The 5490-nt window shown below is 59.3% G+C and carries 3 protein-coding genes; all 3 read right to left on the bottom strand.

Annotated features, from left to right (window positions below):
* Positions 1 to 3016, bottom strand: a 3016-nt coding sequence (locus ABX749_RS19810) for a hypothetical protein (RefSeq protein ID WP_372897493.1), incomplete at its 3' end; no start/stop codon positions are given.
* Positions 3013 to 3489, bottom strand: coding sequence for a hypothetical protein (locus tag ABX749_RS19805; RefSeq protein WP_372897492.1), 477 nt, complete (start codon positions 3487 to 3489; stop codon positions 3013 to 3015). The genes ABX749_RS19810 and ABX749_RS19805, both read right to left, overlap by 4 nt.
* A 266-nt stretch (positions 3490 to 3755) precedes the next feature.
* A partial coding sequence (locus tag ABX749_RS19800) for an alpha-keto acid decarboxylase family protein (protein ID WP_372897491.1) occupies positions 3756 to 5490 on the bottom strand: 1735 nt, incomplete at its 5' end.

Here is a 5490-nt window from a genome sequence, read left to right as displayed (position 1 = left end):
TCTGGCCGAGCGGCGCCGAGGCTGGCAGGTTGTAATTGAGTGTTTGCAGTCCCGCGGAAACCGGGGCGGCGGAAAGGACTTGTTCGTTCGGTTGCCAGGCCCCGTCAAAATCAAAGTCGACCCAGACATCGACTTTGGCTTCGGCCGCGTTTTGCAGATCGATGTTCACGCCCGCCATCGGGTGACCCATGCGAATGGCACCGAACAACACTCCGTCGTCCAAATCCGCATCGGCTCCCGGGGACGCCACGCCATCGGATTCTTCATCGCGCGTTTCGCCCAGACGCGGCCCGGTCGCTCCGTGGCGTGCTCCGTCTTGGGCCAGGGTTGTGGGATAAGATGCGGGGGCATCGCCGAAATCAAACACGTCGAGCTCGGTGACCGACAGATTCAAGACCGCCCAATCCACGGCGCTGTGCTGGCCGATCAAGACGTCCAGCTGTCCGTCTTGAGCCGCGATCAGATCCCGACCGGTCAGTTCGACCGTCAGCGTCGTTGTTTCGGAAGTCGACAGGGGAGCGGTGATGCCAAGGGAGCCGAGCGATCGCGGTCGCGAAAGGTCGTCGATCCAGATGGAATCATCGGACGTCGGTCCACCGGTTCCCCGCAGTCCCAACGACAGCACCGCCGAGCGCACCACCTCGTGGGTGTCCAGCGCGTATTGGAAACGAAAGGGAACGTACTGGCCGTCGGTTGCTTGGCCGTCGGTTGCTTGGTCGCTGGACCGGATCGGTGTTCCCGCCGCCAACGTCGTCACGTCGCTCATCCATTGTGGATCGACGGGCAGCGAATCTGCCGAGGTCGAACCGTCGTAGGTGAGCGAATCGAAATCTCCCAGCACGTACTCACGGGTTTCCGCGGTCGGGTCGGCCATCCGCTGGTTGTGTTGGGCAACGAACAGGCTGCTGGTCGGGTTTTGTGGGTCGCCAAAATCGATCGGCGTGGCGTGTGCGTCGACGGTTGCCGGCGGTTGGGGGCCGAAACGCGTTTCGTTGACCAGCGTGCCTGTCGACCCGATCACCCAGTTTTGGGCCGTTTGCGGGTTCTGAACGATGAATTGTTCGGCACGCGCGTTCCAGAACACCATGCTCGCGCCGCCCCAACCGTGTCCGCTGCCGAAATTGCCTCGGTTGCGTGCTTCGATCAGATTGTCGGTCGTGATCGTGTCATAAAGCGTGCCCGACGACCAGCGTTGGTGGGGGCCGGTGGAACTGTGGGAATCGACGGCCGTTCCGTTGAGAAAAACGTTGGGGCCGCGGTTCCGCCAGGAGGAATTGTTGACAAAATCGTGCCGTCCGTTTTCCGAGTAGAGGTTCTGCATCAACACGAATTGCCCATCGATCGTGAAGGGGTATCGTCGGGCACCGGTGATGATGGAAACGGGATCCAAGCTCTGGGCATCGTCCACGGTGACTCGGATCGCACGACTGGTCGCATGAACGGTTGCGAAGATGAAATGTTGTCCGGTGACGTTGCGGACCCAGGCGTCTTGAACGGATTGCAGTTCGATGAAGGTGCTGGCATGCGCCTCGTCGGTCGGGCTGACAAAGTCGGACACGCCACGGATGTTTTCGATGCCGACGTTTTCGATGCGGGGGAACGTGTATCGAAACACGGTGCCGCCGCCGTATTCCTGTTGAAACGACGACATCAACGGCGCATTGAGAAAGACGCGATCGCCTTCGATCCGGGTGATCACGCGTTCGTACAGATGGTCAAAGTTTCCGCCGGGTGCCCATTGATTGACGGTTCCGCCGTCACTGCGCGGCGGAATGTTGTCCATGCCGATCGCGGTGATCCACTCGGCGGTGCTGGGCCGTTTGACGACGACGGGATCGCCGACACTCCAGTTGGCCGTCGAATCGACGCGCAGGCTGGTCGCGCCCACGGGCACGTATTTGTCGACGATGTTGTGCGTCGTGTTGGCGATGCCGGACGCGAAACCGGACGACTGGCCGACGACGATGACCGACCGCTGTGTCGTTCCGGTCGCGCGGAGGATCGTGCTGGTCAGGGGATCGTCGCCGTCACCGACGCCGCGTAAGACCACGCCGCTGTCGAGGATCGTGAGTCGGTCGCTGATTTGGTATTCGCCGGCGGTCAATTGCACGACGCCGCGATAGCCGTCGGATGCGACGGGCAACGATCCGACTTGATCGATCGCAGCCTGCAGACTCGCCATGTCATCACCGGCGACGGGGGCGACCGTCACCAACCGCGATGGATCGATCGTCGCGGTGACATCCGGCGAGGGTTCGTTGCTGTTGCGATAGCCGGCGGCCGAAAAATCGGCGATGCGATTGCCTAACGCGTCCAACGGATGAAGCAATCGACCCGCATCGCCATAGTAGGCCAACGACGATTCGCTGACCGTCCGTTGCACTTCTTGCACACGGATGTTGTCCAGCCGCATCGCGTTCAAGCCCACCGTTCCCCAGGCGTACACGCGAAAGGTGATCGGCGTGGTTTGGTCGGCCAATCCCGGCACGTCTTCCAGGGGAATGCTGATCGATTCAAAAACGTCTTCGCTGGTGATTTTTCCGCTGGCCAGTTTCGTCGTGAAGTTGTCTCCGCCGGGTCCCGGATCGTTGTCGAAGTAGACGGAGTAACTGTCCTTGGAATCGGGATCGTTGCGACGGATCTGCATGCTGAATCGAGCGAGGTTCAACACGTAACCGGGGGCGGGCGTGATCGTCAATTCAAAATAATCGTCCTGGCCGCCGGCGGGTGTCGGTTCGCTGGTTTCGTTGAATGCACCACCGAGCGCCAATCCGTTCGGCGGTTCGCCGTTTCCGGTCCATCCCAGGCTGAGCGGCGAGCTGATGTCGCTGGCGGTCGTCTGCGCATGCGTGTCGACCGAAAACAGTTCCGGTGTTGCCGTGGTGTGATTGGCAAATTCGTAAAACGCCAAATCCGCACCGGCGGCGAGTAACTGACGCGGTTCGAAGCGTTGCAGTCGTAGCCGTCGGCCCTTGAGCTTCGCGTAGCGGACTCGTCGAGCGAATGATAATTTCATTCGAGAATTATAATTGCAATCAAACCGCTGATGCAGCACAGCCCGGTCAGGCTGGCAAAGAGCAACAGCACGGAAAAGCATCCCGAGCGTTGCGAATCGATCGCCGTCGGATTGGATGTCGATTCCGCGGAGGTCGACCGCGATCGATCCATCCGTGATTCCACGAACGCTTTGCATTCACGCAGCGACTTTCCGGAGAGTTGCCGATAAAGCTTGACCGCCTCGAGTTTCTTTCCCCGCGCGATGGCTTGGTCGACTTGATGCATCGCAGGGCCCGAGACGGCCGAGTCCGGTGGTGCCGGCGGGTTGGACTCGCCGCTCTGCGCATCACGCTCGATGGCTTCGACGGCGTTCTTGGCTTCCAGCAGGGAGCACTTCATCCAATCCTTGTACCGTTTGACGGCCGCAATTTTGCCGCGTGTCTGGAACTCCGAGAGGATTTGTTCGCGTTGGTTTTGACTCAGCTTGTTCATGAACAATTGGTTACCCGGCGAGCGACTCGTTAGGGACATTCTTGACAATTACCGTCCACTGGCACTGCTTTTGTGGCACACGCCCGACCGATCACCTATATCTATCGCTATCCGGAGGAGCGCCCGGGCCGGTTTTTCTTCATCGTACCATTAAGAGAGTTGACAACGACGAGAGCGAAGATTTTCGGTGGGCTGGTTTGTTTAGTCGCGGTGGCTTTGATCGGGCTTCCAGCGATTGCCGCAGACGATGACGGTGACAAGCCCAGCTAACCAACCGTCTTGCTCATCCGATCGGCAAGATTTTTTAGCGTATCACTGCCATCACCCTCGACCAGTTTTGCATGAATCAAGTGCGGCTGGTCGAGTGTGTCCCAGGCGTCTTGCAGTGCCGCTTCAAACTCCAGCTCCGTTTCCGCGTAGTGGCTTTTTCCGCAACCGTAGACGTCGAGCAACTTGCCGTACTCCCAATGATGGATTTCGTTGTATTTCCAATCGCCGGCGTGTAAGTAGCGCTCGGTGCCATAGCCGTGGTTGTCCAATAGGATCACGATCGGACAGTGGCCGCAACGAATCAAGGTGCTGAGTTCTTGGCCGGTCATCTGGAACGCGCCGTCGCCGACGAGCACGACGACACGATGATCGGGGCGAGCGGTGGCAGCCCCCAAGGCTGCGGGAACACTGAAACCCATCGACGTGTAATAGGCCGGGCTCAAGAATTCACCCCGCTCGTGGATCGTCAGTTCGGTCGCCGCAAACAACGAGTCGCCCACATCCGCGATCACGATCGTGTCGGCGTCGATCAAGCGATTCAGTCGGCTCATCATCCAGCTCGTCCGCAAGCCCCCTTCGCCGGGCTCGGAGTGTTTCGACGAAGAACGTTTGGTCGAGGAGAGCTGTTCGGGAATCGATCGCGGCTGCGGTACCAAGCCCGCTTCCACCAGCCCGACAATGAACTCTTTTAAACCGACGTTGTGATAGTGGTGGTGGGAGATCCGCAGCGTTTCACTGGTCGCGTACACGCAGCGTGCGGGATTGAGGTTGGCGGAAAAAATTCCCAAGTTGATGTCGCTCATGAACGCGCCCAACAGCAGGACCAAGTCGCTGTTCTCGACAAACTGCGTGACGGCTTGATCCCCCAAGGCTCCTTCGTACAGCCCGATGAACATCGGATGACGTTCACTGATCACGCTTTTGCCCAACATCGTTGTGGCGATCGGAATGTTGGCCGCTTCAGCCAACTGCAACAATTCGTCTTGCAAGCCAAAACGATGCAGTTCCACACCGGCCAGGATGACCGGACAGTCTGCCGCTTCGATCAAGCGGCTCGTTTCACGAATGGCTTCCGTTGTTGCCTGTTGGTCGTTGACGTGACTGGAACCGCGGTAGCCATGGACGATCGGCGGAACGACGTGCACCATGTCACGTGGTAATTCCAAATACACCGGGCGTTTGAAACGATCACAGGCGTCCAGCACACGATCGATTTCGGCGAACGCGGTCAGCGGATCGGAAAGCTCCGCGCCGGCGATCGTGAATTTTTCGAAGACCTCGTATTGGGTCCGAAAGTCTCGCACCATGTGATGCAACAACGCCCCGCTGGATCGTTCTTTCAGCCCCGGTGATCCGGTCACCACCACGACGGGTGATTTTTCCGCGAACGCGCCGGCGATCGAGTTGCAGACGCTGAGCCCGCCGACACAGTACGTGACGCACACCGCGCCCATTCCGTTGAGCCGGGAGTAGGCGTCGGCTGCGAACCCCGCACAGTCTTCACGCGTGCAGCCGATCATTTCGATCGGACTCTTTTCCAATTCGCTGTACAGCGACAAGACATAGTCGCCGGGGATACCGAACATGTGCCCGATCCCGTAGTCTTGCAAGCGTTGGATCAAGTACTGTGCGATCGAAACGTTGGCAGTCACACGCCGAGTCGACGCGGTGGAAACGGGTTTTGACATCGCCGATTGAGAGGCATCCATCGCAAAAGTCTCCCTGGGGAAG

It is taken from the genome of Stieleria sp., from assembly GCF_041595215.1.
Taxonomy (GTDB): domain Bacteria; phylum Planctomycetota; class Planctomycetia; order Pirellulales; family Pirellulaceae; genus Stieleria; species Stieleria magnilauensis.
The sequence above is the reverse complement of the archived record's forward strand: the minus strand, read 5'-3'. Positions and strand labels throughout refer to the sequence as shown.

Excerpts from the sequence above, each read along its gene's own strand:
- ABX749_RS19805 (WP_372897492.1), bottom strand. The coding sequence starts at position 3,489 with ATGAACAAGCTGAGTCAAAACCAACGCGAACAAATCCTCTCGGAGTTC.